Origin of the sequence: Methylophilus sp. (genome assembly GCF_052437885.1) — a bacterium.
Taxonomy (GTDB): Bacteria; Pseudomonadota; Gammaproteobacteria; order Burkholderiales; family Methylophilaceae; genus Methylophilus.
The window spans coordinates 195,744-221,244 of the sequence record NZ_JBQVPB010000004.1 but is presented as its reverse complement, the minus strand read 5'-3'; the positions used below and the strand labels follow the sequence as shown (position 1 = coordinate 221,244).

Here is a 25,501-nt window from a genome sequence, read left to right as displayed (position 1 = left end):
GCTCAGGATTTCAGTTGCAGTTTGCCGGCGTAATCCTTGGCAAACTGGTAAGCGACGCGGCCGCTGCGGGCGCCGCGGGTGTGGTAAAACTGCAGGGCAGCATGGCGGGCGGTGTCATCCATGCTGACATTAAAGGTGTTGAGCCAGTGTTCGGCAATATTCAGGTATTCATCCTGGTCAAAACTGTAGAAAGATAGCCACAGGCCAAAGCGTTCGGCCAGTGAGGTTTTTTCATCAATGGTATCGTTGGGGCGTATCTCGCCGGTTTTTTCCAGTACCGGCTGGTTATCGGCCATGTATTCCGGCATCAGGTTTTTGCGGTTGGAAGTGGCGTAAACCAATAAATTCGACGAAGCATTCTCAATCGAGCCATCCAGAATCACCTTCAGGGCTTTGTAGCCGGTGTCATTGGCTTCAAAGGTGAGGTCATCACAGAAGATGATGAATTTTTCCGGGCGGTTCCTGATCAGTTGCGTGATCTGCGGCAGGTCGGTCAGATCCTGTTTATCGACTTCGATCAACCTTAAACCAATTTCTGCGTAGCCATTCAACAGCGCTTTGACCAGTGAGGATTTGCCGGTGCCACGCGCGCCGGTCAGCAGCACGTGGTTAGCAGGCAGGCCTTGGAGGAACTGTTTGGTGTTGCGCACCACTTCCGCTTTTTGTCTGTCGATAAAGCGGATATCTGCCAGTGCAACCGTATGCGGATGTTCTACCGCTTGCAGTTGGCCTTGCGCGCCGTGTTTGACCCAGCGCCAGGCGGTGACTTGCCAGTTTGGCTCGGCCAACGGTGCGGGCAGCAGGGTTTCCAGGCGCGTGATCAACTGTTCGGCGCGCTGTAGCAGGTGTTCTATCGAGTTCATGCGGATTTTCTTGGGTCATGGTGTGAGGTGAGCGGCTATTGTACACAATGCCGCAACCGGCTGTCAGCGTCAGCATGGCTGTGACCCTGCAAAAGGCCGCAGCGCAAAAGCGGGCGCGTTTGTGTTAACTTGTAGCACTGGTACAAATCACGTTTTAAATCGCTACAGGTTATAGACTATGCAACATAAGAAAATCATTCTGGCATCGCGCAGCCCGCGCCGCGTAGAGCTACTGGCGCAACTCGGTGTGCAATGCGAGATAGCTCCGGCGGATATTGATGAGTCCGCCCTGGCAGGCGAAGACCCGGCGCTGTATGTGCAACGCCTGGCAAAAGCCAAGGCACTGGTGATAGCCGCCACCCATGCCGGTCGCGGCTTGCCTATCCTGGCTGCGGATACCACGGTGGCGCTGGGGCAGGAGATTTTGGGCAAACCAGCCGATGCGGCGGAGGCGATGGCGATGTTGTCACGCCTGAGCGGCAGCCTGCATCTGGTGCATACGGCGGTGGCCGTTTACCAGGGCGGAGAGGTGCAGTGTCTATTGAGCACGACACAGGTGGAGATGATGCAGGTCCCCGGCCATGTTTTACAGGATTATATCGCCTCGGGTGAACCGATGGACAAAGCCGGTGCCTATGGAATACAGGGGCGCGCGGGCGCCTGGATAGCGCGTATAGACGGTAGTTACAGCGGGGTGATGGGCTTGCCTTTGCATGAAACGGCGCAGTTGTTGCACGCGTGGTAAACTCTGGGGAAAAAAACGGCAACGGTTTGGGATCGGGTAAAGCAAAATGTCATTGGCGCAGGAAGTACTAATCAACGTCACGCCGCAGGAGACGCGCGTGGCGATCCTGGAACAGGGTGTGGTCCAGGAACTGCATATAGAGCGGGCATCTTCACTGGGCATAGTCGGTAACATTTATCGCGGCACTGTGGTGCGCGTGTTGCCGGGCATGCAGTCTGCATTTGTTGAGATAGGCCTGCCGCGCGCGGCCTTTTTACATGCTGCGGATATCATGGAATGCCATGCCGAAGAAGGCGACATCAAAACCGACCGGCCTATCCAGGAAGTGCTGCATGAAGGCCAATCCATCATCGTGCAGGTGATCAAGGAGGCGATAGGCACCAAGGGTGCACGCCTGACGACTGAGATCAGTATCGCCGGCCGTTTTCTGGTCTATTTACCTTACCAGAAACATATAGGTGTCTCGCAACGCATAGATATAGAGGAAGAACGCGAGTTCTTGCGTAACCGTTTGCTGGGCTTGCTGCCAGAGCAGCGCGAAGGCGGATACATCATACGCACCATGTCAGAAAACGCCACTGATGAAGAGTTGCTGGCCGACATAGAATACCTGCGCAAGGTTTGGAGCAAGATCCAGACCGAGAGCACCACGGTGGGCGAACGTTCGCTGATCTTCTATGACCTGAGCCTGCCACGCCGCATCTTGCGCGACGTCGTGTGCAAGGAAACCACCAATATCCGGGTCGATTCGCGGGAAATGTTCGAGCGGCTGAAAGAGTTTGCCGAATTGTATGTCTCTCACGCCGTCAAGCCGCTCACACATTACAAGGGTGAGCGCTCCTTATTCGAGTTTTATGATATTGAAAACGAGATCGAAAAGGCACTGTCACGCAAAGTCGAGCTTAAATCTGGCGGCTATCTGATCTTTGACCAGACCGAAGCCTTAACCACGGTGGATGTGAATACCGGCAGTTTCGTCAGCGGCAAAAACCTGTCTGACACCATTTTCAAAACCAATCTTGAAGCCGCCCAAACCATTGCCCGCCAGCTGCGCCTGCGCAACCTGGGCGGCATCATCATTGTCGATTTTATTGATATGGACGAAGATGCGCAGCGCGAGGCGGTGCTGGAAGAGTTGCGCAAAGCGGTGACGCTGGACCGGGCGCGTATCAACGTCAATGGTTTTTCTACGCTGGGCCTGGTCGAGCTGACGCGAAAACGCACGCGTGAAAGCCTGGCACATCTGCTGTGTGAATCGTGCAAGGTCTGCCAGGGGCGCGGCGAGCTGAAAACTGCGCAAACCATCAGCTATGAGATCATGCGTGAACTGTTGCGTGAATCCAGGCAGTTCAAGAGTGCCAATGCCTTCAAGATACTGGCATCGCCAGAAGTGATCAATATGCTGGGCGACGAAGAATCACAAAGCCTGGCCAGTCTATCGGACTTTATTAAAAAGCCGGTGACGCTGCACCCGGATACCCAGTACGGGCGCGAAGAGTTCGATATCGTCTGGATGTAAAGCTACAGCATCGGCCTGGGCGAGAGCTCAGCCGCCCAGGCTGCCCGGTTTAGAATATGCTGTGAGCCAGCCCTGGCAACACGATACGGCTGACCATTTGCAGCAGGATCAAAGCAACCAGCGCCGAAAAATCAAACCCCTGAATCTGCGGCAGCACCCGGCGTAATGGCTCCAGTATAGGCGCGGTCAGCTGGTTAAGCACCCCATAAATCGGGCTGTAAGGGTTCACCCAGCTCAAGATCGCCATCAGCAGAATGGCATAGAAAAACACATCAACGATCTGCTCCAGTACGCCAAAGATCGCCTGCCACACCCACAATACCGGCGCAGCGCCCAAGCCCATGAGTAGTGAAAGCAGGGCAAACAGGATCAGCTGCACAAGGAAGGCGAGCAACAGGGTAGACATATCCCATTGCCGGACCGGGCGTATCAGCTTGCGCGCCGGTTTGACCATAAAATCAGTCAGCACCATGGTCATTTGCCCGAGCTGGTTTTGAAACGAGGTGCGTGTCCACTGCATCAGAAAACGTAACACCAGTAAAAACGTCAAAATGCCGAATACAGTCTTCAGCAAAAATACGGTCATCTCACCTAACATTATTGTGCTCCCAGTTCGTCGCCCAGGGTTTTCGCCCGATTGGCTGCTTGTTGTGCCGCATGTTGCATGATGGCATGAATATCGTGCTGATTCAGGCTCAGCAGGCCTTGTTCTGTGGTGCCACCTTTAGAAGTGACTTGCTCGCGCAGGGTAGCGATAGGCGTCTCGCTGGCAGCGGCCAGCAGGCTGGCGCCTTTGAAGGTGGCGATACTCAGTTGCTGCGCCTGTGCCTGATCCAGCCCCAGGGCAACGCCTGCCTTGGTCAGTGCTTCTATCAGCAGGAACACATAGGCCGGGCCGCTGCCTGAGATCGCGGTCACGGCATCCAGCTGCGCCTCATCTGTCAGCCACACCACCTCGCCCGCCGCTTGCAGCAAACTATCGGTCAGCTGACGCTGCGTTTCATTGACCTCGGCCAGTGCAAACACGCCGGTGACACCGGCCTGGATCTGCGCCGGGGTGTTGGGCATGGTGCGTACCAGTGTGCGGTAGCCATTCAGCCAGCGGCTTAAATCGGCAGTACGAATACCGGCTGCAACCGAGATCACCAGTTGTGATCGCAAAAAAGGCGCCAGTGACTCTGCCACTGCTTTTAACTGCTGCGGTTTGACCGCCAGCACGATGACGTCGGCTTGCAACACCTGTTCTGACAAAGCTGCTGCCGTGCGCACGCCCAGATTGTGCTGCAACTGCGCATGCTTGCCGGCATCCGGGTCTATCACCGTGATCTGCTGCATGGCAAACGCGCGCTGCTTGAGGCCGGTAATCAGCGCTTGCGCCATATTGCCGCCGCCGATAAAGGCGATACGGGGTGATGCGGGAGTAGACATGGTTAAACAGCTCCTTTGCTGGCTAAATCGGTATCAGGGTTAGTTTTGGGCTGGCGCGCACCAAAAATCGCGGTGCCTATACGCACCAGCGTGGCACCTTCGGCGATCGCCGCCTGGTAATCGCCGCTCATGCCTATGGATAAAGTATCCAGTTGCAGGTCGTGCCTATTCAAATGGTCGAACAGGGCGCGTACCTGACTAAACTGGTCACGTTGCGCGGCAAACTCCTGTTGCGGGGCGGGTATCGCCATCAGCCCGCGCAAGCGCAGGTGCGGCAATTGTTTGATCTGTAAGGCAAGTTGCAGTAGCTCCTGACCACTGGCACCACTTTTGCTTGCCTCTTCACTTATGTTCACTTGCAGGCAAATGTTCAGCGTTGGCAGCTCTGCAGGGCGTGCATCAGACAGACGTTGCGCGATCTTGAGACGGTCAACCGAGTGTACCCAATCGAATTGACGGGCAATTAGCTGTGTTTTGTTGCTTTGAATCGGCCCGATAAAGTGCCATGCTATTGCACAGTCCTGCAGCTGCGCCTGTTTGCCTAGCGCTTCTTGCAGATAGTTTTCGCCAAACACGGTCTGGCCCGCTGCATAAGCGGCACGGATGGCGGCAGCAGGTTGTGATTTGCTGACTGCACATAGCGTCACCGCTTGCGTCATTTGAAAGTGCGCTTTTGCTTGTGCAATGTTTTGCTGTATCTCGGCAATATTGTCAGCAGGGGCGTGTATAGGGGCGGTCATGGCTGGGTGATGCGAGCTCTGCTATGCAGCTTAAATAACAAAATAACATTATATAAATAATCACTGGAGTGAATTATGGATATTTCAGATTTATTGACGTTTTCTGTCAAAAATAAAGCGTCAGACTTGCATTTGTCTTCCGGCTTGCCGCCTATGATCCGTGTGCATGGCGACATCCGCAAGATCAATTTGCCCGAGATGGAGCATGCCGAAGTGCATCGCATGCTGTATGACATCATGAATGATACCCAGCGCAAAGTGTTTGAAGAAAAGCTGGAATGCGATTTTTCATTCGAGATCCCCGATCTGGCGCGTTTCCGGGTCAACGCCTTTAATCAGCAGCGTGGCGCCGGTGCCGTGTTCCGTACCATTCCCAGCAAGGTGCTGACACTGGAAGAGTTGAATGCGCCCAGGGTGTTTAAAGACCTTGCAGATACCCCGCGCGGTATCGTGCTGGTGACCGGGCCTACCGGTTCCGGCAAATCCACCACGCTGGCAGCCATGGTCGATTACATCAATGAAACGCAGATGTCGCATATCCTGACCGTGGAAGACCCGATCGAATTTGTGCATAGTTCCAAAAAGTCGCTGGTCAACCAGCGTGAGGTCGGCCCGCACACGCAATCGTTTGATAACGCCTTGCGTTCTGCCTTGCGTGAAGACCCGGACGTGATCCTGGTGGGTGAGATGCGCGACCTGGAAACCATACGCCTGGCACTGACTGCGGCTGAAACCGGCCACCTGGTGTTCGGTACCCTGCATACCAGCTCTGCAGCTAAAACCATAGACCGGGTGGTCGATGTGTTCCCGGCCGCAGAAAAAGAGATGGTGCGTTCCATGCTGTCAGAATCATTGCGGGCGGTGATCTCGCAAACCCTGTGTAAAACCAAGGATGAACAGGGCCGCGTCGCCGCGCATGAGATCATGATAGGCACACCGGCGATCCGCAACCTGATACGCGAAAACAAGATCGCACAGATGTATTCTGCCATTCAGACCGGGCAAAGCGTAGGTATGCAGACCCTGGACCAGAACCTGCAGGATCTGGTGAAGCGCAATATCATCAGTGCCGGTGAAGCGCGTACCAAAGCCGCCAACCGCGACTCTATCATCGGGTAATGTACAGACATGGATAATATAGACACTGGCGCAGACCGGGCGCAGACAGAAAAATTCGTCAACGATCTGCTCAAGCTGATGGTGACCAAAAAAGCCTCTGACTTGTTTATCACCGCCGGTTTTCCACCAGCGATGAAGATAGACGGCAAGCTGACCCCGGTTTCTTCGCAAACACTGAATACCCAGCAAACCGCCGAGATCGCACGCGCAGTCATGAATGACAAGCAGGCGCAGGAATTCAAGGAAACGCGTGAATGCAATTTCGCCATCAGCATGTCCAGCGTGGGCCGTTTTCGCGTCAATGCGTTTATACAGCGTAGCGCGACCGGGCTGGTGTTCCGCGTCATTAACACCAATATCCCCAAATTTGAGGATCTGCAACTGCCACCAGTGCTCAAAGAGGTGATGATGGCCAAACGCGGTCTGGTGATCTTTGTCGGTGGCACCGGCTCGGGCAAATCCACTTCGATGGCGGCCATGCTAGGCCATAGAAACGAGAGCAGTTACGGCCATATCATTACCATTGAAGACCCGGTGGAGTTCATTCATGGCCATAAAAACTGCATAGTCACCCAGCGTGAAGTCGGGGTAGATACCGAGAACTGGCACGCGGCGCTGAAAAACACTCTGCGCCAGGCGCCGGACGTGATCATGATAGGCGAGATACGCGACCGCGAGACCATGGATTATGCGATCGCTTTCTCTGAAACCGGCCATCTGTGCCTGGCTACCCTGCATGCCAACAGCACCAACCAGGCGCTGGACCGTATCATTAACTTTTTTCCAGAAGAGCGCCGTCAGCAATTGCTGATGGATCTCTCGCTCAACCTGCGTTGTATCGCATCACAACGCCTGATCCCCAAAGTGGATGGCAGCGGTCGGGTGGCAGCGGTGGAAGTGTTGCTGCATTCACCGCTGATCTCTGACCTGATCTATAAAGGCGATGTGCACGCGATCAAAGAGATCATGGCCAAATCACGCGAACTGGGCATGCAAACCTTTGACCAGGCATTGTTCGAACTCTATGAGGAAAGCAAGATCACCTATGACGATGCCTTGCGCAATGCCGATTCGGTGAATGACTTAAGGCTGAAGATCAAGCTGAACAGCAAGATCCCTAATCCGGAGAACCAGGATCAGAACAGGATTTCCAACCTGGATATCCTGTAAACGGCTGCCTGATCGCAGCGTCAGGCTGGTAGTAAAACAGGCTGGTAGTAAAACAGGCCGCCGCTCTGTCATAAGGGCGGTGGCCTGTTGTGTTTTACACCGCGTGTATGGCGGGCTGCCCTAGCTGCAAGGTTTCCTGCTGAAACACCAGTTCACCGCTGGTGATGGTGGCTGAGACTTTGCCGGACAATGACTGGTTGAGGAAAGGCGTGTTCTTGCCCTGGCTGACCAATACGCGGCTCTCTACGCGCCACTCTACTTCAGGGTCGTAAATCACCACATCCGCAGTGGCACCCACCTGTAAGGTGCCGGCGGCTATACCCAGGATGCCGGCAGGTGCCTGTGTGATCTTCAGCAAGGCCTGTGCCGGTGTGAGCTTGGCTTGCGCGGCCCATTTCAGTGTCAGTGGCAATAATAATTCCAGCGCAGAAGCACCGGGGTGCGATTCGGCGAACGGCAAGGCTTTGGCATCATCATCCACCGGGGTATGGTCTGAGCAAATGGCATCCAGCGTGCCATCCAGTAAACCGGCGCGTAGCGCATCGCGGTCGCGCTGGGTGCGTACTGGTGGTTTCAGGTGCGCCATGCTGTCGAAAAAGCCTATATCCATTTCTGTCAGGTGCAGGTGCTGTATGCTGACATCTGCCGTCAGGCTGACACCGGCCTGCTTGGCCTGGCGTATCAGCTCTACAGATTCGGCAGTCGAAACACGCGCGATATGCAGGATGGCGCCGGTGTTTTGCGCGATGCGCAGCATGGTTTGCAGGGCGATACTTTCTGCCGCCACCGGGATGCCTTTCAGGCCTAGCCTGGAAGCAACCTCGCCATCATGGGCCACGCCATTCTTGGCCAGGTAAGGGTCCTCGGCACGCATGAACAACGTGTAGCCGAAGGTGGCCGAGTATTCAAACGCGCGCCACAGTACCTGCGTATCCACGATCGCCGTATCTGCCTGTGAGAAACCGACGCAGCCTGCTGAAGTCAGGGCGTACATTTCTGTCAGAAAATGGCCTTCCAGCTGGCGGGTGACGGCACCCAAGGGGTAAACATGCGCCAGCGCATGCGACTTGGCTCTGTGCTTGAGCATTTCAACCAGGCCTGGTTCATCCAGTACCGGGTCGGTATCCGGCGGGCAGGCCAGGCTGGTGACGCCTCCGGCCATGGCCGCACGCAGTTCACTCAGCAGGGTGGCTTTATATTCGCTGCCGGGCTCACGCAGGCGTGCGCACAGATCCACCAGGCCGGGCAGTACCCACTTGCCATGGGCATCCAGAGTCTGCTCAGGTTTAAAACCTGCCGGCGCTTCGCCGATGGCGACTATCTTGTTTTCGCTGATGTAAATATCTTTGACTTCATCCAGCTGCTGGCTGGCGTCCATCACGCGACCTTGTTTGATGACTATATTCATGCGGCGTTGCCTCCCCCCAGGATCGCCATCACGGCCATGCGCACCGCAATGCCATAAGTGACCTGCGGCAGAATGACAGATTGTTTGCCATCCGCCACGCTGGAATCGATCTCGACCCCGCGGTTCATAGGGCCAGGGTGCATGACGATCGCATCCGGCCTGGCCAGTGTCAGCCGCTCCGGGGTCAGGCCGAAGGTCTGGAAAAATTCCTGCGTACTCGGCAGCAGCGCGCCAGACATGCGTTCATTCTGCAGGCGCAACATCATGATGACATCGACATCTTTCAGGCCCTGATCCATATTGTGGTAGACCTGCACGCCCAGCTTTTCTACTTCGGCAGGCAGCAGGGTGCGCGGAGCGATGACGCGTATCTCGGGCACCCCCAGCGTCGCCAGCGCATGAATCTCGCTGCGTGCCACGCGCGAGTGCAGTACATCGCCAACGATAGCCACACGCAGGTTATGCATCTCCGGCTTGTATTTGCGGATGGTGAACACATCGAGCAGGCCCTGGGTAGGGTGCGCATGGCGGCCATCACCGGCGTTGATCACACTGATATGCGGCGGGACATGCTGCGCAATAAAGTGCGCGGCACCACTTTGCTGGTGGCGCACCACAAACATGTCCGCATGCATGGCGATCAGGTTGTTGACGGTGTCCAGTATGCTCTCGCCCTTGGATTGCGATGAGGTGCTGACATTCAGGTTTAACACATCTGCCGACAGGCGTTTGGCGGCGATCTCAAAGGTGGTGCGGGTGCGGGTACTGTTCTCAAAAAACAGGTTACACACAGTTTTACCGCGCAGCAGTGGCACTTTCTTGATCTCGCGTTCAGCCACGCCGACAAAGTTCTCGGCGGCATCCAGGATGTCCGTCAGTATGCGTTTGGGCAGGCCTTCGATACTGAGCAGGTGTTGTAGTTGCCCCTGCGCGTTCAGTTGCGGGTTATACATGTTAATTGGCTCCATTATCTGCAGGAGAAGCGGCTTCAGCTGGTTTGGTCTCTGTCACACTCAGGCTCAAACGCCCCTGAGTATTGATGGAAAGCTCGAATGCCTGGTGTGGCTGCAATGGAATGTCGGCACCGACCATGTCTGGACGTATCGGTAATTGTGCGCCACCGCGGTTGATCAATGCCGCCAGTTCTATCAGGCCCGGGCGGCCGTAATCAAACAGCTCGTTGATGACTGCGCGCACGGTGCGGCCGGTGTAAAAGATATCGTCGACCAGGATGATATGTCTGTCATTGACATCAAAAGGGATATGGCCGGGCTGGACGGTGGTTTTCATGCCGCGTCTGGCGTAATCGTCGCGATACATGGAGGCATTCAGTTTGCCATGCGCAATGTCGCGGCCAAGGTCGTTTTGCAGGCGCTGCAACAGTTTTTCCATCAGCCACACGCCGCCGGTATAAATGCCGACCAGAGCGGTGTTGTCATGGATGCGCGGTTTTAGTTGGTGGTATAGCTGATCCAGTAACTGTTCGGGGTCAGGCAGTATCATGAGAGTCCTGTGCTATGAACGTGAGTGATAGGCGTCAAAGTAAGATTGTAATATAGTTTGTGCGGCAACCTGGTCCAAATGTTGTTTCTGCGCCCGGCCTTTAATGCCAGCCTCACGCAGTGATTGCGCGGCTTCGGCCGAGGTCAGGCGTTCATCTATCATCATCACCGGCAGGTTGAAACGGCCTTCCAGGCGCTGGGCGAATTTTTGTGCCAGGGCAGTCATGGCATGGGCGTCGCCATCCATGGTCATGGGCAGGCCGACGATCAGTAGCACCGGTTGCCATTCCTGCAACAGAGAGGTGATCTGCTCAAACTTTGCGGCATTCTCTTCCGCGTCTATGGTCAGCAACGGGTGTGCCAGGCTGAGCAGGGTTTCGCCCACCGCCACGCCTATGCGTTTTTCACCGAAATCAAACGCGAGCACAGTGCCGCTGAGGTCAGGGTAACGGCGTTCTCTGATAGGCAGGTGGCTTTGATTCAGGGGTTGCTTGCCGTGCTTGAGCGCTTCAGGCATGCCCTGCCACCTCGGACAGGGTGGCATAATCCACCCCCAGTTGCTGCATGGCCCATAACACCTTGTCATCGTTAGGCAGGCTGAAGATGAGTTTGTGCAGATGTTCGCTGTCTTCCAGCGGCAAGGTCAGCCAGGCATTGGCCTGGATCTCGCTTTCCAGTTGCCCGGAAGACCAGCCGGTATAACCGAGGGCGATAAACATATCCTGCGGTGCCTGGTCGCGGGCGGCTGCTTCCAGGATATCTTTGGAAGAAGTCATGGCCAGCCCTTCGGACAGGCCCAGGGTGGTGTTGAATTCTGTGGCAGGCGTATGCAGGACAAAGCCGCGCTCTACCTGCACCGGCCCGCCAAAATGCACCAGTCTTTCCTGCTGGTGCGGGGCGTCGCAGGGCATATCCAGCTGCTCAAACAGGTCGCCTACATTCAGTTGCAGGGGATGGTTGAGTATCATGCCCATGGCGCCATCATCGTCGTGGCTGCAGATCAGGATCACGCTTTTGCTGAAATAGGGGTCTTGCATGGCCGGCATGGCGATCAGGATCTGGCCAGTCAGGTTCAATCGTTCGCTGATCTCAGACAAAGGGATGTGTTCACTCATGGCGATGGCGCTTCTTCTTCGCTGAGGTAGCCGGTGATCTCCAGGCCGAAACCATCCATGCTAGGCATTTTGCGCGGTGCAGCCATCAGGCGCATCTTTTTCACGCCCAGGTTGAGCAATATCTGCGAACCTATGCCGTAATTGCGCAATTCCTGATTAAGAGCGATCTTCTGGTCTGCGCGCAAGATACGGTCGGTCAGCCCCAGGCCATCCTCATCATGGTTGATCAGCACGATCACGCCACACGGCGCATTGCTGATAGTGCGCATGGCCTGTAACAAGTTCCAGCTATGCGATTGATGGCTGCTATCCAGCAGATCTATCATGGACAAAGGCTCATGCACGCGCACCAGGGTCTCTTCGGCAGTTTGCGGGTCGCCTTTGACCAGCACCAGATGGGTCTCCTGGGCGATATTGTCGCGGTAGGCGATCAGTTGCATGGGCCCGAAAGCGGTTTCAATCTTGCGCTCGGCGCTGCGTTCTATCAGGGTCTCATGCGCCGCACGGTAATGGATCAGGTCGGCGATAGTACCTATGCGTATGTCATGCTCGGCAGCTACCTGCATCAGATCCGGCAGGCGCGCCATTTCACCGTCATCTTTCAGTATCTCGCAGATGACGCTGGCCGGCTCGCAGCCAGCCAGTTGCGCCAGGTCGCAGCCCGCTTCTGTGTGTCCGGCACGCACCAGCACGCCGCCATTCATTGCGCCTATGGGAAAGATATGGCCAGGGCTGACAATATCACTGGCATTGGCGTTTTTGGCGATGGCCGCGCGTATGGTGGTGGCACGGTCGGCGGCCGAAATGCCGGTGGTGACACCTTCTGCCGCTTCTATCGATACGGTGAAATTGGTGCCCAGCCGGGTGCCGTTCTTGCGGGTCATGGGTGGCAGGTTGAGCTGGCGGCAACGTTGTTCTGTCAGTGTCAGGCAGATCAGGCCACGGCCATACTTGGCCATAAAGTTGATATGTTCTGCGGTGACGAATTCAGCAGCAATGACAAAGTCGCCTTCGTTCTCCCTGTGCTCGTCATCCACCAGGATGACCATTTTTCCGGCACGGATGTCGGCAATAATCGCTTCAATAGTACTGATCTGTGCCGACATTATTCCTGCTCCCAGGCTTGCATGCGCTCAACATAGCGCGCGATTAAATCGATTTCCAGGTTCACTGCATCTCCGGGTTTGGCGAACTGCATGATAGTGTGCTGCATGGTGTGCGGGATCAGGTTGATACTGGCTTCGTCGTGGCTGATGGCATTCACCGTCAGGCTGACGCCGTTCACGCACAATGAGCCTTTTTGAGCGATATATTTGCTCAGGGCATGCGGCGCGCGCACTTTGAGCAGCCAGCACTCGCCTACCGGTTCCAGCGCGGTGATGGTGCCTACGCCATCGACATGGCCGGTCACCAGGTGCCCGCCCAGCCGGTCAGCCAGGCGCAAGGCTTTTTCCAGGTTCACCGGCCCAGGCTTGCCCAGCCCGGTCGTTACCTCCAGCGTGACTTTAGAGGCCATGACTTCGAAAGTGTTTTGGTCCAGGCTGGTCACGGTCAGGCAGACGCCATTGACGGCGATGCTATCACCCAGCTGTACATCTTGCAGGCCTAAATCGGAAGCTTCGATACGTAATGCGCAATCGTCGCCGTGGTTGACTACGTCGGCGATATGGCCGACGGTTTGAATAATCCCTGTGAACATGGTGTGATTTTATCAGTGCTGCATGCTAAAGTAATCACATTCCCGCAACATTTTTCATAATCCAATATTTTTTAATACCTGGCCGGGTGAGCATATGCGTTTAGATGATCTGGAAGATAGTCAGCATGTAGAAGACAGCCGCGGCCGTGGCCTGATCGGTGGCCGCAGTATAGGCATAGGTACGATCGCCATTGCGCTGGTGGCGATGTATTTTGGTGTAGACCCCAACCTGGTGTTGAACCTGGCGCAACAGGGGCAGCCCGCTGCGCAAACTTCAGCGGCCCCTGCCGATAGTAATGACCCGAAAGTGCAGTTCGTTTCTAAAGTCCTGTGGAGTACCGAACAGGTCTGGCAAACGATATTCACTGCGGCAGGCCAGCAATACAGCGCTCCCAATCTGGAGATCTTCGGTGGCGCCACGCAGACCGCCTGCGGCCAGGGCCAGGCAGCCATGGGCCCGTTTTATTGCCCGGCTGACCAGAAAGTGTATATAGACCTGAGCTTTTATCAGGAGCTGCAAGAGCGTTTCAAGGCCCCCGGGGATTTTGCCCAGGCCTATGTGATCGCGCATGAAGTCGGCCACCATGTACAAAACCTGCTGGGGATCTCGCAGAAAGTACAGCAAGCCAGGCAACAGGCTGGTTCTGAAGCTGATGCCAACGCCTACTCGGTGAAGCTTGAATTGCAGGCCGACTGTTACGCCGGCGTGTGGGCACACCATGCCAACCAGCAGTTCCGTATCCTGGAAGATGGCGATATTGAAGAGGCGCTGCGGGCAGCCACTGCCATTGGCGATGACACCTTGCAAAAGCAGGCGCGTGGCTATGCCGTGCCTGACAGTTTCACCCATGGCAGCGCCGAGCAACGCGTCCTGTGGTTTAAAACCGGCTTGCAGTCCGGCAGTGTCAACGACTGCAATACATTCAAGAAATCAGTATAGGCGGTATGGAATTTAAGGTATGACCCAACAAGGTAATTCTTCACCCGCATCTGCCAGCGAACAGGCAGATGATCAGCACCTGATCGAAACCACCGTTTCCAGCGAGATCCTGGCGCAGGGCAAAATGCTCACCGTGCGCTATGACCAGGCGCGCCTGCCAAATGGCACCGTCAGTGGCCGCGAGTATGTCACCCATCCTGGCGCTGTGGTGGTGGTCGCGCTGACCGATGACGGCGGTGTGGTGCTGGAAAGGCAGTTCCGCTATCCGCTCAAGCAGGTATTCATAGAATTACCTGCCGGTAAGATAGATCACGGCGAACCCGTCTTGCAGACCGGGCAACGCGAGTTGCTGGAAGAAACTGGTTACCGTGCGCATGAGTGGGTAAAGCTGGGTATACAGCATCCATGTATCGGTTACTCGAATGAGGTGATTCATATCTACCTGGCCACTGGCCTGACGCTGGGCGACCACGCCAGGGATATAGATGAGGCGATGGATGTGTTTGTCTGGCCATTTGCACGTGTGCTGCAGGCGATCACCTCCGGCGAGATCACGGATAGTAAGACCATGGGCGCCATGTTGCTGGCTGAGCGCTATCTGCGTCAGCAACCGTTGCCAGGATTCAGTGTTTAAAGAGAGTCATGAATGAAAGTATTACAAATAGGCTGTGGTGGCTTAGGCACCTTGATCGCGCAGGAGACCCTCACTCACGGACATGAGCTGACCATAGTTCGCCGTTCCAGGCAGACAGTGCCGGAAGGCGCGCAGGTGTTGCACCTGGATGTGGTGGCGGATGAGTCGTTAGCGGCGCTGGCTGAATTGCAGCCCGAGATCCTGCTGTATTGCCTGGCGCCGGTAGAAGGGCAGTCTTATAAGCAAACTTATGTGCAGGGTCTGAAGAATGTCCTGGCACAAGTGTCAAAAACGGCGTTACGCCATGTGTTTTTTATCTCCAGCACCGGCATTTATGGTGAGCATGAGGGCGAATTCATTGATGACAGTACCGCGGTAGTGCCCGCCGATGCAGACGGGCAGGTCATGCTGGAGGCTGAACGCCTGCTCTATGATCTGCCTTGCGGGCATTCTGCCTTGCGTGTGTCCGGCATCTATGGTCCGCAACGTCTGTATCTGTTGCGTGCCGTGCAGGATAAAGCCCGCTGGCCAAAACAGGCGCACTGGACTAACCGCATCCATGAGCAGGATGTGGCACGCGCTGTGGTGCACCTGTATGAGCTGCTGGCCGATGACCTGGTGCTGCCCGCGCATTGCATAGTGACCGATGGTGTGCCGGCCTTGCAGCACGAGGTATTACAGTGGATGGCAGGCCAGTTGCAAGTGCCGTTGCCGGATACACCGCCCATGCAGCCGCAATCGGGCAAGCGCATCACCAACCAGTTTTTGCCGCAGAGCGGTTTCAAGTTGCAGTTCGCCGATTATCAAGCAGGCTATTCCGCAATATTGGCGGCCAATCGCTCATGACCATAAATAATTTGTCCATACGCGAAAGATTTGCCGCAGCCATCAAAACATTACTCATGAGCGGGCTGCTGTTGAGCAGTGCGCTGACCAGCGCTGATGACGGCGAAGGCTTTCAGGCCTGGGTGGCAGCACTAAGGCAAGAGGCGCTGGCTTTGCAGATCGCCCCGCAAGCCGTCGATATCACCCTCAACCAGGTGACTTATCTGCCTAAAGTGATAGAGCTGGACCGCAAGCAGCCGGAGTTCGTCACCAGTTTTTCCGCCTATGTGAATCGCCGTATCAACCAGCGTGTGGTCAGTAAAGGCAAGCAGATGCTGCAGGACTATCAGGGCGTGTTGTACGTGGTCGAAGAGTTGTACCAGGTGCCCAGGGAGGTGCTGGTGGCATTTTGGGGGCTGGAAACCAACTTTGGTGGTTATATGGGCGATATCCCGCTCGCCTCCGCGCTGGCTACCCTGTCTTATGAGGGGCGGCGTGCCGAATTCTTCAAACGCGAACTTCTCAACCTGATGCGCGTGGTCGAGCGTGAGCAGCGTTATGACAGCACGGTCACTGGTTCGTGGGCTGGCGCGACCGGGCATATGCAGTTTATGCCCAGCACCTTGCTAAAATACGGTGTGGATGCGGATGCAGATGGCAAGATCGATATCTGGGGCTCCTACCCGGATATCTTCAGTTCGGCCGCCAATTATCTGTCGCAGGCGGGTTGGCAGGCGGGTCAGCCTATCAGTGCCCTGGTCGCACTTCCACCTGGGTTCGATTACAGCCTGGCACAGTTGCAGCTCAATAAACCGGTCAGTGAGTGGGTGAAGCTGGGGGTGGTCGGTGTGCCCGAGAGTGCCTTGCGCCTGCCGCAGGCAGCCATCATCTTGCCGCAGGGTTTTGATGGCCCGGCTTATATGGTTTTCCCCAACTTTGATGTGGTCATGCAGTGGAACCGTTCGGTGAATTATGCGCTGAGCGTGAGCCTGTTGAGCCAGCAGTTAAAACAGGATATTTATACCCTGGCGATGCCGCCGGAACCGCCAGCCCTCAGTTATCAGCAAATGTGGGCCTTGCAGGAAGCGCTGAATGCCAGAGGATTTGACAGCGGCACGCCTGATGGCTTTCCCGGTGGCAAGACCCAGGCGGCGATACGCCGCTACCAGGCGACACAAAAGCTTCCTCAGGATGGTTATCCCGGCATGGGCATATTCAACCGCCTGACGGCAGAGCCGGTCTTCAATGGGGCAGTCAGTCCATAGTCTGCAGCTTTGAATAAACCGGGGGTTTTCACCCTTAACGGGTTTTAAACCAGTCGGTCACACTCACGCGCGCCTGGGTCGCCGGGCTGCAGGGCAGGGGTGGGGTCACTGTGATTCATGGCGATTATTATAAGACGGATACCATTGCCTATCCGCCTGCTTTCGGATAGAATGCGCAACCTTATTGATTTGCAGTATGACTGTGAGTTTATAGTCGCGTAGCTCAGCTGGTTAGAGCACCACCTTGACATGGTGGGGGTCGATGGTTCGAGTCCATTCGCGACTACCAGATAATAAAGCCACCTCAACGAGGTGGCTTTTTTGTTTCTGTCAGCTTTTTGTCCCCGGCTGGCCAGTAGTAGGCCTAGTTCCGTTGCAGACTTTTCACGCGCTGTGCGATAATGTTTGTTTGACTATAGACTAGGCGCCATGCGCTTGTTTTTATAGCGATTTTAACCTGAGTGAGAGAGATACATGCCTGTAATACGCTTGCCTGATGGGTCTACCAGAAGCTTTGAGCAGTCGGTGACCGTGGCTGATGTCGCGATGAATATTGGTGCCGGTCTGGCAAAAGCCGCATTGGCAGGTAAAGTCACGCACCCAGGGCAGGCAGCGAAACTGGTGGATACCAGCTATCTGATAGAGCAGGATGTAGACCTCGCCATCATTACTGATAAAAACGATGAAGGTCTGGATGTAATCCGCCATTCCACCGCCCACTTGCTGGCGTATGCGGTAAAAGAGCTGTTCCCCGATGCGCAGGTGACCATAGGCCCGGTCATCGATAACGGTTTTTACTACGACTTCAGCTACAAGCGTCCGTTCACCCCGGATGACTTGGCCGCCATTGAAAAGAAAATGCTGGAACTGGCGAAAAAAGACGAAAAAGTGGAGCGCAAGGTATTGCCGCGCGATGAAGCGGTGGCCTATTTCAAAAGCATCAACGAGCATTACAAGGCCGAGATCATTGCCAGCATCCCCAGTAATGAGGATGTTTCCCTATATAGCGAAGGCGGCTTTACCGACTTGTGCCGTGGCCCGCATGTGCCTAACACCGGCAAGCTGAAAGCGTTCAAGCTGATGAAGCTGGCTGGCGCTTACTGGCGTGGCGACAGCAATAATGAGATGTTGCAGCGTGTCTATGGTACCGCCTGGCGCAACAAGGACGAGCTCGAAGCTTATCTGCATATGCTGGAGGAGGCTGAGAAGCGCGACCACCGCAAGCTGGGCAAGCAGCTGGATTTCTACCACATGCAGGACGATGCGCCGGGCATGGTGTTCTGGCATCCGCGTGGCTGGGTGATCTGGCAAGAAGTCGAGCAGTATATGCGTGCCAAATTCAAAGAGTACGATTACCAGGAAGTGCGCACACCTACCGTGCTGGATAAGACCCTGTGGGAAAAGTCCGGCCATTGGCAGAACTACCGTGACAATATGTTTGTGACGCAATCGGAAAGCCGCGATTACGCCGTCAAGCCCATGAACTGTCCCGGTCATATCCAGATCTTCAATAGCAGCCTGCACAGCTACCGTGACCTGCCTTTGCGGCTGGCCGAGTTCGGCTCCTGCCATCGTAACGAGCCTTCCGGCTCGCTGCATGGATTGATGCGCGTGCGCGGCTTTACCCAGGACGATGCACACATTTTCTGTATGGAATCACAGGTTGAGGCCGAAGTGGCCGACTTTATCAAGATGCTGTACGAAGTCTATCAAGACTTCGGTTTTGATGATGTGATCGTCAAACTTTCTACCCGCCCGGAAAAGCGTGTAGGCACCGAAGAAGCCTGGGATATGGCTGAAACTGCCCTGGCTAACGCGATTAAAGCCAACGGCCTGGAGTTTGAGTATCAGCCGGGCGAGGGTGCCTTCTATGGCCCCAAGATCGAGTTCACGCTCAAAGACTCACTGGGTCGGATGTGGCAATGCGGCACCATACAGCTGGACCCTAACCTGCCAGAACGCCTGGGCGCCGAATATGTGGCTGAAGATAATTCACGTCAGCGCCCCATCATGCTGCATAGGGCCATCGTCGGTTCCATGGAGCGTTTCCTCGGTATTTTGATCGAAAACTTTGCCGGTGCCATGCCGGCCTGGTTAGCGCCGGTGCAGGTTATGGTGCTGAATATTTCTGATGGTCAGGCCGATTATGTACGCCAAGTGGTTGAAAGCTTGAAGAAAAATGGCATTCGATGCGATTTTGACTTGAGAAATGAGAAGATTACCTATAAAATACGCGAACATAGTTTGCAAAAGTTGCCATACCTGATCGTGGTGGGCGACAAAGAAATGCAAAATGGTCAAGTGGCCGTACGTACCAGAAAAGGTGAAGATCTGGGTGTGATGACGGTAGACGCGTTTGTAACGCGTGTGCAGCAAGACATCCAAAGCAAGGTCTGATTTTCTTAGGTGCCGTGCGGCTTTGTTTATTGTTTAGGGGATTGTTATAGCTCAAGATAAAGATACACGCATCAATGGCGATATTACTGCGCCACAAGTGCGTCTGGTTGGTGTAGATGGCGAACCGTTAGGTGTGATGACTCTGAGAGAGGCCTTTGCCAAAGCGGAAGAAGCTGATATTGATATTGTTGAGATTGCACCAAATGCCGCACCACCAGTGTGCCGTTTGATGGATTATGGCAAATTCAAATACGCCGAGAGCAAACGTCTGCATGAGCAAAAACTGAAACAAAAACAGGTGCAAATCAAAGAGGTCAAATTCAGACCCGGCACCGATGATGGCGATTACAACATCAAGTTAAGGAATATCATCCGCTTTTTGGGCGATGGTGATAAAGCAAAGATCACTTTGCGCTTCCGTGGGCGTGAGATCACGCACCAGGAATTCGGCCTGGCGTTATTGAAACGTCTGGAAGCAGATTTGACTGAGCACGCATTGGTTGAGCAATATCCTAAAATGGAAGGCCGCCAAATGGTGATGGTGCTGGCACCGGCTAAAAAAGCAGTGCCAGTGGTTAAAAAAGCAGACAAGTCTGCTGAAAAAGAAACACCAGCCGCTGAATAAGGTTCAGCGCAACAAGTTTAAAGCAGTACATAAAGTTTTTTTTGGAGTAATACGGCTAAATTGGCTGCCTAGTTACTCTCTATTCAACCTCTAAGGAGACCAAAATGCCAAAGATGAAAACAAAGAGCAGCGCTAAAAAGCGCTTTAAGTTCTTGGGTAATGGTAAAGTGAAGCGTACACACTCTCACTTGCGCCATATTCTGACCAAGAAAACCACCAAGCAAAAACGTAAACTGCGCGGTACTTCCATTATTTCTGCAACTGATGTCAAACGCGTTCGCGCAATGATGCCAACACAATAAGGAGACCGATATGCCTAGAGTAAAACGTGGCGTCATAGCCCGCGCAAGACACAAAAAAGTATTAAAAGCAGCTAAAGGCTACCGTGGCCGTCGTAAGAACGTTTACCGCGTTGCCAAACAGGCGGTGATGAAAGCCGGTCAATACGCTTACCGTGACCGTCGCCAGAAAAAACGTCAGTTCCGCACTTTGTGGATCGCGCGTATCAACGCTGCGGCCCGTGAAGCTGGTTTGACATACAGCCGTTTCATGAATGGCTTGAAAAAAGCTGCGGTTGAAGTTGACCGTAAAGTACTGGCTGACCTGGCTGTGTTTGATAAAGCTGCTTTCGCTAAATTCGTTGAATTGGCAAAATCAGGTTTAAGCGCCTAGTCTGACCTAACAAAAAAAGAGGCTGCGGCCTCTTTTTTTTATTTCAATCGCTGTATAAACACAATTGCTAGAAAATATACCTATGGCCGATCTTAATCCCTTAATCGCAGAAGCGCAGCAAGACTTTGCTAACTGTCATGATGTGCCTGCCCTGGAAAATGCCAAAGCCAAATACCTGGGCAAATCCGGCGCACTCACCGAAGCCCTGAAAGGCCTGGGTAAACTGTCTGCCGAAGAGCGCCCGGCAGCCGGCGCTGCGATTAATGTGGTCAAACAGGCGGTAGAACAGGCTCTCAATACCCGCCGCGACAGCATACTGGCCGCAGAACAGGCCAAACAGCTGGCCAGCGAAAGCATAGATGTGACCTTGCCTGCGCGTGCACAGTCTGCGGGCGGTTTGCACCCGGTGACCTTAACCTTGCGCCGGGTAGAAGAACTGTTTCACTCTATAGGCTTCAGCGTGGCGAACGGCCCTGAGATAGAGACTGATTTCTATAATTTCACCGCGCTGAATATTCCTGATAATCATCCGGCTCGCGCCATGCATGACACCTTTTATGTGGATAGCGGCAGCGACAGCATGGAGCATGTGCTGCGTACGCATACATCACCTGTGCAAGTACATTACATGCAGGATAATACGCCACCACTCAAGATCATCGCTCCTGGCCGCGTCTATCGTGTCGATTCTGATGCCACCCACTCACCCATGTTCCACCAGGTGGAAGGTTTATGGGTAGATGAGCAGATCAGCTTCGCCAACCTGAAAGGTGTGGTGCAAGATTTCCTGCAGAAATTCTTTGAGCGCGATGACCTGACTGTGCGTTTTCGTCCGTCATTCTTTCCGTTTACCGAGCCTTCTGCCGAAATGGATATGAGCTGGAACGGCGGCTGGCTGGAGATCGGTGGTTGCGGCATGGTGCACCCTGAAGTGCTCAAACACGTGAATATTGATAGCGAGAAATATCGCGGTTTTGCGTTCGGCCTGGGCGTAGAGCGCCTGGCTATGCTGCGCTATGGCGTCAATGATTTACGCCATTTCTTTAATAATGACCTGCGCTTTTTGCAGCAGTTTATTAAATAATCAGCCGTCACTTTTAAACCTGATCAGATAGGTAAAGATAAGAATATGCAGTTTTCAGAACAATGGTTACGCTCTATGGTCAACCCGGCGCTGGATACCGCGCAATTGGGTCACGCATTGACTATGGCTGGTCTGGAAGTAGAAGAGCTGACAGCGGTCGCCCCTGCTTTTAACCGTATCGTGGTCGCGGAGATCCTGGAAGCTAGCAAGCATCCGGATGCAGACCGTTTGCAGGTATGTAAAGTCAATGTCGGTGGCGAGATACTGCAGATCGTCTGTGGCGCGGCCAATGCGCGTGCCGGCCTGAAAGCGCCTTGTGCGCTGGTCGGGGCAGAGTTGCCAGGCATCAGTATCAAGCAGGCCAAAGTGCGTGGCGTGGAATCATTCGGCATGATGTGTTCAGCCAAAGAGCTGGGCATTGCCGCAGAAGCCAATGGCATCCTGGAACTGCCTCTCGACGCACCCGTAGGCCAGGATATCCGTGACTATCTAGCCCTGAATGACCATACCTACACCTTGAAGCTCACCCCTAACCGTGCCGATTGCCTGAGTATCCTGGGCATTGCCCGCGATGTAGTCGCCATGACAGGCGCGCCTATGCAAGCGCCAGCCATACAGGCAGCGGCTGTAGCCAGCCAGCAAACCAGGGCAGTGACTGTCACCGCCGGTGACGCATGCCCTGTCTATCACGGCAGAGTAGTAGAGGGCGTGAATGCGCAAGCTGCCACGCCGGACTGGATGATACGCAGGCTGGAGCGCAGCGGCATACGCAGTATCAGCGCGCTGGTCGATATCACCAATTACGTATTACTTGAGCTGGGTCAGCCTCTGCATGCATTTGACCTCAACTTGTTGCAGGGCGATATCCAGGTACGTTTTGCGCAGGCGGGCGAAAAGCTGCTACTGCTTAACGATAGCGAGATCAGCTTGAAAGCCGATGACCTAGTGATCGCCGATGACCATGGCCCGGTCGCACTGGCCGGTATCATGGGCGGCAAGCCCAGCTCGGTCAGTGATGCGACCCAGGCTATCTTCCTGGAAAGTGCTTTTTTCACGCCGGATACCATCGCGGGTAAAGCTCGCCGTCTGGGCCTAAGCACTGATTCCTCTTATCGCTTTGAGCGTGGTGTCGATTTTGGCAACAGCTTGCAAGCCCTGGAGCGCGCAACAGGACTGGTGCTGGAGATCTGTGGTGGCAAGGCCGGCGCAGTCACTACCAGTGCCAGCCAGCTGCCAGAACGCAAGCAGGTGACTTTGCGCTATGAGCGCCTGATCTCCGTGCTTGGCATTGACATCAGTAGCGCCCAGGTCGGCCAGTTGCTGACCCAGCTCGGTTTTGCCTATAGCGAAACAGGCAGCGTATTCAAGGTCAGTGCGCCCAGCTTCCGCTTTGATATTGCGCGTGAAGAAGACCTGATCGAAGAAGTGGCGCGTCTGCATGGCTACGAGCATATCCCGGCCCTGACGCCAGTCGCCGCACAAGCCATGCTGGCCGCACCTGAAGCCCAGCGCCATCCTGATCACTTGCGTGACGTCATGGTGCAGCAAGGCTATCAGGAAGTCATCACCTACAGCTTTGTCGATGCCGCCTGGGAGCGTGACCTATACGCAAACCAGCAAGCGATCGCCCTGAAAAACCCGATCGCCAGCAACCTGAGCGTGATGCGCTCCGGGCTATGGGGCGGTTTGCTGGATACCTTGAGCTACAACCTCAATCGCCAGCAAACGCGTGCCCAGCTATTTGAAGTAGGCAGCCGCTACCAGCGCCAGGCGCAAACCTATATTGAAACGCTGACCTTGTCCGGGCTATGTTATGGCCATGCCTTGCCTGAGCAATGGGGCAGTGCGGCACGCCAGTTCGATTTTTATGATGCAAAAGCACACGTAGAGGCGCTGTTTGCGCAAGCGGTGCGTTTTGTTCCTGAGCAACATCCGGCATTGCACCCGGGCCAGACAGCCCGCATTTATGTCGGTGAGCAAGCCGTAGGCTGGCTGGGTAAACTGCACCCGCAATGGCAACAACAATACCAGCTCAACCAGGCCTGTTTCCTGTTTGAAATCGATGCAAAAGCCATACAGCGCAGTCAGGTTCCGGCTTACCAGGAAGTGAGTAAATTCTTGCCGGTACGTCGTGACCTGGCCATGGTGGTTGAGCAAAATATTTCGGCGCAAGACATGATAAATGCCATTATTGCCGAGAAAATTCCGCAGCTGCAAACAGTGAAATTGTTTGATGTTTATCAAGGTAAAGGCGTGCCAGAAAACAAAAAAAGCCTTGCATTTCTTGTACTTATGCAAGATACTGGCAAAACCATGGTCGATGAGGAAGTGGATACAATCGTGGCACAAATCCTCAAAAACTGGTCATCTAATTTTTCTGCATCACTACGGTAGTTTTCTAAAACACTACGGTAACTTTCGAAATCACTACGGTAATTTTCGAGCAGATGTCAGAAATTTCCAGATAGCATCTGGTATATTCGCTGAGGATTTATCATTGGATCAAACCCAAATAACCAATTGATTTAATACTCGCGTCGTCTCACATAATAAGAAGGTTCAGGGGATCGTTAATGACACTCACTAAAGCTGACTTGGCTGATTTGTTGTTTGAACAAGTCGGACTGAACAAACGTGAAGCCAAAGACATGGTAGAAGCGTTTTTTGAAGAAGTCCGTAATGCACTCGAAAACGGAGATAGCGTCAAACTTTCCGGCTTCGGTAATTTTGAATTGCGTACCAAATCCGAGCGCCCGGGCCGTAACCCGAAAACAGGTGAAGAAATACCAATTTCAGCCCGCCGCGTGGTGACTTTCCATGCCAGCCAAAAATTGAAATTACGTGTAGAAGAGCATTACGCCGAACAACCTTTGCAAGCCCAGGCATAACCTAATACCAAGCATAACTTAATATCCAGACATGGTCGAAGCGCAAAAAATCACGTTACCGCCTATCCCTGCCAAACGCTATTTCACCATTGGTGAAGTGAGTGAATTGTGCGGCGTGAAACCGCACGTATTGCGTTACTGGGAACAAGAGTTCACCCAGCTGAAACCCGTCAAGCGCCGTGGCAATCGCCGCTACTACCAGCACCACGAAGTCCTGCTGATCCGCAAGATCCGCGAGTTGCTGTATGAGCAGGGCTTTACCATCAGTGGCGCACGTAATCGCCTGGATGGCGTAGAAGAAAAGGCCGATAAAGCCGGCCGCCTGGCAGCTGAATCTGCCACTGCATCCAGCCTGAATACCGCGGCGCTGGCAGACCAGGCTGCAAGATTACCTACCGTCGATATTCTGGCACTCAGAGAGCAGTTACAGCAGGTGATCAATCTGCTCAAAGTCGCCGCTTGATCTGCCTTACAGAGTCACAAAACCGCATATTCTGCTTAGCGAATATGCGGTTTTGTTTTATAATTCAGCCTTCTTTTCAGGCGGGTTCCCACCTGAGATCAAATGTCGGGGCGTAGCGCAGCCTGGTAGCGCACTTGCATGGGGTGCAAGGGGTCGAGTGTTCGAATCACTCCGTCCCGACCAATAAAATCATTCGTTGTTAAACGTTGAAGCCAGCCTTGAGCTGGTTTTTTAACACCTATCGCTTTCACGCAGCCTTTGGGAAAAAGCTTGTATTTTTCTGCAGGCGTTTGGATATTGTCTGCGCTCAATGCCTATCACAGCTAAAACTACGATTGAGGGTAGTCCATAACTACATACTCGATGTGCGCGCTTTGTTGAGCGATAGGGTGGCTGACCG

27 protein-coding genes and 2 tRNA genes are annotated in these 25,501 nt (G+C 54.4%); 18 read left to right on the top strand and 11 right to left on the bottom strand.

All coding sequences use genetic code 11. From position 1 onward, the window contains the following. Nucleotides 1-2: 2 nt before the first annotated feature. Complete coding sequence (locus tag ACT6RZ_RS05955; RefSeq protein WP_444701230.1) at nt 3-863, bottom strand: ATP-binding protein; 861 nt, start codon at nt 861-863, stop codon at nt 3-5. Nucleotides 864-1,041: 178 nt separating this feature from the next. Here ACT6RZ_RS05955 and ACT6RZ_RS05950 point away from each other — a divergent pair, with 178 nt between their 5' ends. After that, the gene (locus ACT6RZ_RS05950; protein ID WP_444701229.1) at nt 1,042-1,608 is read left to right on the top strand and encodes a Maf family protein; all 567 of its coding nucleotides are present in this window, start codon (nt 1,042-1,044) and stop codon (nt 1,606-1,608) included. 52 nt (nt 1,609-1,660) lie between these two features. Continuing rightward, nucleotides 1,661-3,127, top strand: coding sequence for a ribonuclease G (gene rng, locus ACT6RZ_RS05945; RefSeq protein ID WP_379057189.1), 1,467 nt, complete (start codon nt 1,661-1,663; stop codon nt 3,125-3,127). A 49-nt stretch (nt 3,128-3,176) separates the two neighbouring features. Here rng and ACT6RZ_RS05940 read toward each other — a convergent pair whose 3' ends face one another. From ACT6RZ_RS05940 to ACT6RZ_RS05930, 3 genes are read right to left on the bottom strand one after another with little or no spacing between them, the layout of a single operon-like run. Beyond that, on the bottom strand, nt 3,177-3,713 hold the full coding sequence (locus ACT6RZ_RS05940; protein ID WP_444701228.1) for a YggT family protein: 537 nt from the start codon (nt 3,711-3,713) through the stop codon (nt 3,177-3,179). Nucleotides 3,714-3,724: 11 nt separating this feature from the next. Continuing rightward, nucleotides 3,725-4,555 carry a pyrroline-5-carboxylate reductase gene (gene proC, locus ACT6RZ_RS05935; RefSeq protein WP_444701227.1) on the bottom strand — a complete coding sequence of 277 codons (831 nt, stop codon included), beginning with the start codon at nt 4,553-4,555 and terminating at the stop codon, nt 3,725-3,727. A 2-nt stretch (nt 4,556-4,557) separates the two neighbouring features. After that, a complete protein-coding gene (locus ACT6RZ_RS05930; protein WP_444701226.1) occupies nt 4,558-5,295 on the bottom strand; it encodes a YggS family pyridoxal phosphate-dependent enzyme in 738 nt (245 codons plus the stop codon). A gap of 75 nt (nt 5,296-5,370) precedes the next feature. Between ACT6RZ_RS05930 and ACT6RZ_RS05925 the strand changes: the two genes are divergently transcribed. Further along, a complete protein-coding gene (locus tag ACT6RZ_RS05925; RefSeq protein WP_444701225.1) occupies nt 5,371-6,414 on the top strand; it encodes a type IV pilus twitching motility protein PilT in 1,044 nt (347 codons plus the stop codon). Nucleotides 6,415-6,423: 9 nt separating this feature from the next. Further along, the gene (locus ACT6RZ_RS05920; protein WP_444701224.1) at nt 6,424-7,584 is read left to right on the top strand and encodes a PilT/PilU family type 4a pilus ATPase; all 1,161 of its coding nucleotides are present in this window, start codon (nt 6,424-6,426) and stop codon (nt 7,582-7,584) included. A gap of 94 nt (nt 7,585-7,678) precedes the next feature. Here the strand turns inward: ACT6RZ_RS05920 and ACT6RZ_RS05915 are convergent, their stop codons facing one another. Genes ACT6RZ_RS05915 through ACT6RZ_RS05885 form a run of 7 tightly spaced genes read right to left on the bottom strand, consistent with a single transcriptional unit; the run spans nt 7,679 to nt 13,308 of the window. Further along, on the bottom strand, nt 7,679-8,992 hold the full coding sequence (locus ACT6RZ_RS05915; RefSeq protein WP_444701223.1) for a dihydroorotase: 1,314 nt from the start codon (nt 8,990-8,992) through the stop codon (nt 7,679-7,681). Beyond that, complete coding sequence (locus ACT6RZ_RS05910; protein ID WP_444701222.1) at nt 8,989-9,945, bottom strand: aspartate carbamoyltransferase catalytic subunit; 957 nt, start codon at nt 9,943-9,945, stop codon at nt 8,989-8,991. The genes ACT6RZ_RS05915 and ACT6RZ_RS05910 overlap by 4 nt, the downstream gene beginning before the upstream one ends. Nucleotide 9,946: 1 nt before the next feature. After that, entirely contained in the window at nt 9,947-10,495 is a 549-nt protein-coding gene (pyrR, locus tag ACT6RZ_RS05905; protein WP_444701221.1) for a bifunctional pyr operon transcriptional regulator/uracil phosphoribosyltransferase PyrR, read from the bottom strand. Nucleotides 10,496-10,507: 12 nt separating this feature from the next. Continuing rightward, nucleotides 10,508-11,011, bottom strand: coding sequence for a Holliday junction resolvase RuvX (ruvX, locus tag ACT6RZ_RS05900; RefSeq protein ID WP_444701220.1), 504 nt, complete (start codon nt 11,009-11,011; stop codon nt 10,508-10,510). Continuing rightward, nucleotides 11,004-11,609 (bottom strand): YqgE/AlgH family protein, encoded by a 606-nt coding sequence (locus ACT6RZ_RS05895; RefSeq protein WP_444701219.1) that lies wholly within the window; start codon nt 11,607-11,609, stop codon nt 11,004-11,006. Before ACT6RZ_RS05895 ends, ruvX begins: the two co-directional genes overlap by 8 nt. Next, nucleotides 11,606-12,715 (bottom strand): bifunctional 3,4-dihydroxy-2-butanone-4-phosphate synthase/GTP cyclohydrolase II, encoded by a 1,110-nt coding sequence (gene ribBA, locus ACT6RZ_RS05890; protein ID WP_444701218.1) that lies wholly within the window; start codon nt 12,713-12,715, stop codon nt 11,606-11,608. Before ribBA ends, ACT6RZ_RS05895 begins: the two co-directional genes overlap by 4 nt. Further along, entirely contained in the window at nt 12,715-13,308 is a 594-nt protein-coding gene (locus ACT6RZ_RS05885; RefSeq protein ID WP_444701217.1) for a riboflavin synthase, read from the bottom strand. The genes ribBA and ACT6RZ_RS05885 overlap by 1 nt, the downstream gene beginning before the upstream one ends. A gap of 94 nt (nt 13,309-13,402) precedes the next feature. Between ACT6RZ_RS05885 and ypfJ the strand changes: the two genes are divergently transcribed. The 14 genes from ypfJ (at nt 13,403) to ACT6RZ_RS05815 (ending at nt 25,284) form a co-directional block, all read left to right on the top strand. Beyond that, complete coding sequence (gene ypfJ, locus ACT6RZ_RS05880) at nt 13,403-14,248, top strand: KPN_02809 family neutral zinc metallopeptidase (RefSeq protein ID WP_444701216.1); 846 nt, start codon at nt 13,403-13,405, stop codon at nt 14,246-14,248. A 19-nt stretch (nt 14,249-14,267) separates the two neighbouring features. Beyond that, complete coding sequence (locus tag ACT6RZ_RS05875) at nt 14,268-14,882, top strand: NUDIX domain-containing protein (RefSeq protein WP_444701215.1); 615 nt, start codon at nt 14,268-14,270, stop codon at nt 14,880-14,882. Nucleotides 14,883-14,894: 12 nt separating this feature from the next. Next, a complete protein-coding gene (locus ACT6RZ_RS05870) occupies nt 14,895-15,728 on the top strand; it encodes an NAD(P)H-binding protein (RefSeq protein WP_444701214.1) in 834 nt (277 codons plus the stop codon). Beyond that, nucleotides 15,725-16,972, top strand: coding sequence for a lytic murein transglycosylase (locus tag ACT6RZ_RS05865; RefSeq protein ID WP_444701213.1), 1,248 nt, complete (start codon nt 15,725-15,727; stop codon nt 16,970-16,972). Before ACT6RZ_RS05870 ends, ACT6RZ_RS05865 begins: the two co-directional genes overlap by 4 nt. Before the next feature lie 212 nt (nt 16,973-17,184). Next, nucleotides 17,185-17,261: transfer RNA gene (locus ACT6RZ_RS05860), tRNA-Val, on the top strand. A 185-nt stretch (nt 17,262-17,446) separates the two neighbouring features. Beyond that, nucleotides 17,447-19,369, top strand: coding sequence for a threonine--tRNA ligase (gene thrS / locus ACT6RZ_RS05855; RefSeq protein ID WP_444701212.1), 1,923 nt, complete (start codon nt 17,447-17,449; stop codon nt 19,367-19,369). A gap of 40 nt (nt 19,370-19,409) precedes the next feature. Beyond that, on the top strand, nt 19,410-19,994 hold the full coding sequence (gene infC / locus ACT6RZ_RS05850) for a translation initiation factor IF-3 (protein ID WP_444701333.1): 585 nt from the start codon (nt 19,410-19,412) through the stop codon (nt 19,992-19,994). A 104-nt stretch (nt 19,995-20,098) separates the two neighbouring features. Next, nucleotides 20,099-20,296, top strand: a complete 198-nt coding sequence (gene rpmI / locus ACT6RZ_RS05845; protein WP_019881750.1) for a 50S ribosomal protein L35 — start codon at nt 20,099-20,101, stop codon at nt 20,294-20,296. A 10-nt stretch (nt 20,297-20,306) separates the two neighbouring features. Continuing rightward, on the top strand, nt 20,307-20,666 hold the full coding sequence (gene rplT, locus ACT6RZ_RS05840; protein ID WP_379031113.1) for a 50S ribosomal protein L20: 360 nt from the start codon (nt 20,307-20,309) through the stop codon (nt 20,664-20,666). A gap of 82 nt (nt 20,667-20,748) precedes the next feature. Next, a complete protein-coding gene (gene pheS / locus ACT6RZ_RS05835) occupies nt 20,749-21,750 on the top strand; it encodes a phenylalanine--tRNA ligase subunit alpha (protein WP_444701211.1) in 1,002 nt (333 codons plus the stop codon). Between the two features lie 45 nt (nt 21,751-21,795). Further along, nucleotides 21,796-24,144 (top strand): phenylalanine--tRNA ligase subunit beta, encoded by a 2,349-nt coding sequence (pheT, locus tag ACT6RZ_RS05830; RefSeq protein ID WP_444701210.1) that lies wholly within the window; start codon nt 21,796-21,798, stop codon nt 24,142-24,144. Nucleotides 24,145-24,323: 179 nt separating this feature from the next. Further along, entirely contained in the window at nt 24,324-24,638 is a 315-nt protein-coding gene (locus ACT6RZ_RS05825) for an integration host factor subunit alpha (protein ID WP_055826063.1), read from the top strand. A 31-nt stretch (nt 24,639-24,669) separates the two neighbouring features. Next, complete coding sequence (locus ACT6RZ_RS05820; RefSeq protein WP_444701209.1) at nt 24,670-25,101, top strand: MerR family transcriptional regulator; 432 nt, start codon at nt 24,670-24,672, stop codon at nt 25,099-25,101. 106 nt (nt 25,102-25,207) lie between these two features. After that, nucleotides 25,208-25,284: transfer RNA gene (locus ACT6RZ_RS05815), tRNA-Pro, on the top strand. The last annotated feature ends 217 nt before the right edge of the window (nt 25,285-25,501 follow it).

What these genes read in the sequence shown, in the direction of transcription:
- ACT6RZ_RS05955 (WP_444701230.1), bottom strand. Translation starts at nt 863, where the DNA reads ATGAACTCGATAGAACACCTGCTACAGCGCGCCGAACAGTTGATCACG.
- ACT6RZ_RS05950 (WP_444701229.1), top strand. Translation starts at nt 1,042, where the DNA reads ATGCAACATAAGAAAATCATTCTGGCATCGCGCAGCCCGCGCCGCGTA.
- ACT6RZ_RS05940 (WP_444701228.1), bottom strand. Translation starts at nt 3,713, where the DNA reads ATGACCGTATTTTTGCTGAAGACTGTATTCGGCATTTTGACGTTTTTA.
- proC (WP_444701227.1), bottom strand. Translation starts at nt 4,555, where the DNA reads ATGTCTACTCCCGCATCACCCCGTATCGCCTTTATCGGCGGCGGCAAT.
- ACT6RZ_RS05930 (WP_444701226.1), bottom strand. Translation starts at nt 5,295, where the DNA reads ATGACCGCCCCTATACACGCCCCTGCTGACAATATTGCCGAGATACAG.
- ACT6RZ_RS05925 (WP_444701225.1), top strand. Translation starts at nt 5,371, where the DNA reads ATGGATATTTCAGATTTATTGACGTTTTCTGTCAAAAATAAAGCGTCA.
- ACT6RZ_RS05920 (WP_444701224.1), top strand. Translation starts at nt 6,424, where the DNA reads ATGGATAATATAGACACTGGCGCAGACCGGGCGCAGACAGAAAAATTC.
- ACT6RZ_RS05915 (WP_444701223.1), bottom strand. Translation starts at nt 8,992, where the DNA reads ATGAATATAGTCATCAAACAAGGTCGCGTGATGGACGCCAGCCAGCAG.
- ACT6RZ_RS05910 (WP_444701222.1), bottom strand. Translation starts at nt 9,945, where the DNA reads ATGTATAACCCGCAACTGAACGCGCAGGGGCAACTACAACACCTGCTC.
- pyrR (WP_444701221.1), bottom strand. Translation starts at nt 10,495, where the DNA reads ATGATACTGCCTGACCCCGAACAGTTACTGGATCAGCTATACCACCAA.
- ruvX (WP_444701220.1), bottom strand. Translation starts at nt 11,011, where the DNA reads ATGCCTGAAGCGCTCAAGCACGGCAAGCAACCCCTGAATCAAAGCCAC.
- ACT6RZ_RS05895 (WP_444701219.1), bottom strand. Translation starts at nt 11,609, where the DNA reads ATGAGTGAACACATCCCTTTGTCTGAGATCAGCGAACGATTGAACCTG.
- ribBA (WP_444701218.1), bottom strand. Translation starts at nt 12,715, where the DNA reads ATGTCGGCACAGATCAGTACTATTGAAGCGATTATTGCCGACATCCGT.
- ACT6RZ_RS05885 (WP_444701217.1), bottom strand. Translation starts at nt 13,308, where the DNA reads ATGTTCACAGGGATTATTCAAACCGTCGGCCATATCGCCGACGTAGTC.
- ypfJ (WP_444701216.1), top strand. Translation starts at nt 13,403, where the DNA reads ATGCGTTTAGATGATCTGGAAGATAGTCAGCATGTAGAAGACAGCCGC.
- ACT6RZ_RS05875 (WP_444701215.1), top strand. Translation starts at nt 14,268, where the DNA reads ATGACCCAACAAGGTAATTCTTCACCCGCATCTGCCAGCGAACAGGCA.
- ACT6RZ_RS05870 (WP_444701214.1), top strand. Translation starts at nt 14,895, where the DNA reads ATGAAAGTATTACAAATAGGCTGTGGTGGCTTAGGCACCTTGATCGCG.
- ACT6RZ_RS05865 (WP_444701213.1), top strand. Translation starts at nt 15,725, where the DNA reads ATGACCATAAATAATTTGTCCATACGCGAAAGATTTGCCGCAGCCATC.
- thrS (WP_444701212.1), top strand. Translation starts at nt 17,447, where the DNA reads ATGCCTGTAATACGCTTGCCTGATGGGTCTACCAGAAGCTTTGAGCAG.
- rpmI (WP_019881750.1), top strand. Translation starts at nt 20,099, where the DNA reads ATGCCAAAGATGAAAACAAAGAGCAGCGCTAAAAAGCGCTTTAAGTTC.
- rplT (WP_379031113.1), top strand. Translation starts at nt 20,307, where the DNA reads ATGCCTAGAGTAAAACGTGGCGTCATAGCCCGCGCAAGACACAAAAAA.
- pheS (WP_444701211.1), top strand. Translation starts at nt 20,749, where the DNA reads ATGGCCGATCTTAATCCCTTAATCGCAGAAGCGCAGCAAGACTTTGCT.
- pheT (WP_444701210.1), top strand. Translation starts at nt 21,796, where the DNA reads ATGCAGTTTTCAGAACAATGGTTACGCTCTATGGTCAACCCGGCGCTG.
- ACT6RZ_RS05825 (WP_055826063.1), top strand. Translation starts at nt 24,324, where the DNA reads ATGACACTCACTAAAGCTGACTTGGCTGATTTGTTGTTTGAACAAGTC.
- ACT6RZ_RS05820 (WP_444701209.1), top strand. Translation starts at nt 24,670, where the DNA reads ATGGTCGAAGCGCAAAAAATCACGTTACCGCCTATCCCTGCCAAACGC.